This window comes from Plantactinospora sp. B24E8 (genome assembly GCF_039871735.1).
Classification (GTDB): Bacteria; Actinomycetota; Actinomycetes; order Mycobacteriales; family Micromonosporaceae; genus Plantactinospora.
Map to the genome: position 1 here is coordinate 1 of NZ_JBDPMH010000070.1, position 2195 is coordinate 2195.

A 2195-nucleotide genomic window follows, 5' to 3' on the forward strand; every position below is an offset into this window, starting at 1 on the left:
AGCCGGCCGCGTACCGGGTGTCGCATCTGGACGCTCTGGAAGCCGAGAGCGTTTTTGTCGTTCGTGAGGTTGTGGCGGAGTTGGAGCGGCCGGTGTTGCTCTTCTCCGGGGGCAAGGACTCGATCGTCATGCTCAGGTTGGCGGAGAAGGCGTTCGCGCCGGCCCGGATTCCGTTTCCGGTGATGCATGTCGACACCGGGCACAATTTTCCGGAGGTGTTGACGTACCGGAACCGGCGGGTGGCCCAGATGGGGCTGCAGTTGGTGGTGGCGAGTGTGCCGGAGGCTCTGGAGTCGGGGCTGGTGCGGGAGTCGGCGGACGGGATGCGGAACCGGATCCAGACTCCGGTGTTGTTGGACGCGGTGGAGAAGTACCGGTTCGATGCGTTGTTCGGTGGGGCGCGGCGGGACGAGGAGAAGGCGCGGGCCAAGGAGCGGGTGTTCAGTTTCCGGGACGATTTCGGTCAGTGGGATCCGAAGAACCAGCGTCCGGAGCTGTGGGCGTTGTACAACGGTCGGCATCATCCGGGTGAGTCGATCCGGGTGTTCCCGTTGTCGAACTGGACCGAGTTGGATGTCTGGCACTACATCGCCCGGGAACGGTTGGAGTTGCCGTCGATCTACTACGCGCATCAGCGTGAGGTGGTGGAGCGGGACGGCATGTTGTATGCGGTGAACGAGTTCGTGCGGCCTCGGGCGGGGGAGGTGCCGTTCGCCGCGCGGGTGCGGTACCGCACCGTTGGTGATGCTTCCTGCACGGCTGCGGTCCGCTCGGAGGCGGACACCGTGGAGAAGGTGATCGAGGAGGTGGCGGCGACCCGGGTCACCGAGCGTGGGGCGACCCGGGGTGACGACCGGGTGAGCGAGGCGGCCATGGAAGACCGTAAGCGGGAGGGGTACTTCTGATGACGGCCAGCGTGCTTGCGACCGAGGCTCGGGCGATGGACCTGTTGCGGTTCGCCACCGCCGGTAGTGTCGACGACGGTAAGTCGACGTTGATCGGCCGGCTGCTGTATGACACGAAGTCGTTGTTCACCGACCAGTTGGCGGCGGTGGAGGCGGTCAGCAGTGCCCGGGGTGACGAGTACACGAACCTGGCGTTGTTGACCGACGGGTTGCGGGCCGAGCGGGAGCAGGGCATCACGATCGACGTGGCGTACCGCTACTTCGCGACCCCCCGGCGGAAGTTCATCATCGCCGACACTCCGGGGCACATCCAGTACACCCGGAACATGGTGACCGGGGCGTCGACGGCGGATCTGGCGTTGATCCTGGTCGACGCCCGTAAGGGGCTGGTCGAGCAGTCCCGTCGGCACGCGTTCCTGTGCTCGTTGCTGCGGGTGCCGCACCTGGTGCTCTGCGTCAACAAGATGGACCTGGTCGACTGGTCGCAGGAGGTGTTCGAGCGGATCGCCGACGAGTTCACCGCGTTCGCGGCCAAGTTGGAGGCGCCGGACCTGTCGGTCGTCCCGATCTCGGCCCTGCACGGCGACAACATCGCCACCCGGTCGGCGAACACCCCCTGGTACGAGGGTCCGTCGCTGCTGCACCACCTGGAGCATGTGCACATCGCCTCGGACCGCAACCTGGTCGACGTACGGTTTCCGGTGCAGTATGTGATCCGGCCGCAGTCGACCACGGTCACCGACTACCGGGGCTACGCCGGGCAGGTCGCCTCCGGGGTGTTGAAGCCCGGTGACGAGGTGATGGTGCTGCCGTCCGGGTTCACCAGCCGGATCGCCGTGATCGAGACCGCGGACGGGCCGGTCGATCAGGCGTTCCCGCCGATGTCGGTGACGGTGCGGCTGGAAGACGAGATCGACATTTCTCGGGGTGACCTGATCTGTCGGCCGAACAACGCCCCGGCGGTGGCGCAGGACATCGAGGCGATGGTCTGCTGGATGGACGAGACCAACCCGTTGCGGGTCGGCGGCAGGTACGCGATCAAGCACACCACCCGGGCCGCCCGGGCCGTCATCCGGAACCTGTACTACCGACTCGACGTCAACAGCCTGCACCGCGACGAGACCGCGGACGAACTCCGACTCAACGAGATCGGCCGGGTCCGACTACGGACCACCGTGCCACTGCTCGCCGACGAGTACCGACGCAACCGCACCACCGGCGGTTTCATCATCATCGACGAGACCACGAACCGCACGGTCGGCGCCGGCATGATCGTCGAGGCCGGCTGAG

General features: G+C 66.4%; 2 protein-coding genes. Both read left to right on the forward strand.

What is annotated here, in order from left to right; all coding sequences use genetic code 11:
- On the forward strand, positions 1 to 905 hold a 905-nt coding region (gene cysD, locus ABGB21_RS36775), incomplete at its 5' end, for a sulfate adenylyltransferase subunit CysD (RefSeq protein WP_347681752.1).
- Positions 905 to 2194: a GTP-binding protein gene (locus tag ABGB21_RS36780; protein WP_347681754.1), complete on the forward strand. Its 1290-nt coding sequence runs from the start codon at positions 905 to 907 to the stop codon at positions 2192 to 2194. The genes cysD and ABGB21_RS36780, both read left to right, overlap by 1 nt.
- Position 2195 lies beyond the last annotated feature (1 nt).

Coding starts and splice junctions, on each gene's coding strand:
- ABGB21_RS36780 (WP_347681754.1), top strand. CDS start 905: ATGACGGCCAGCGTGCTTGCGACCGAGGCTCGGGCGATGGACCTGTTG.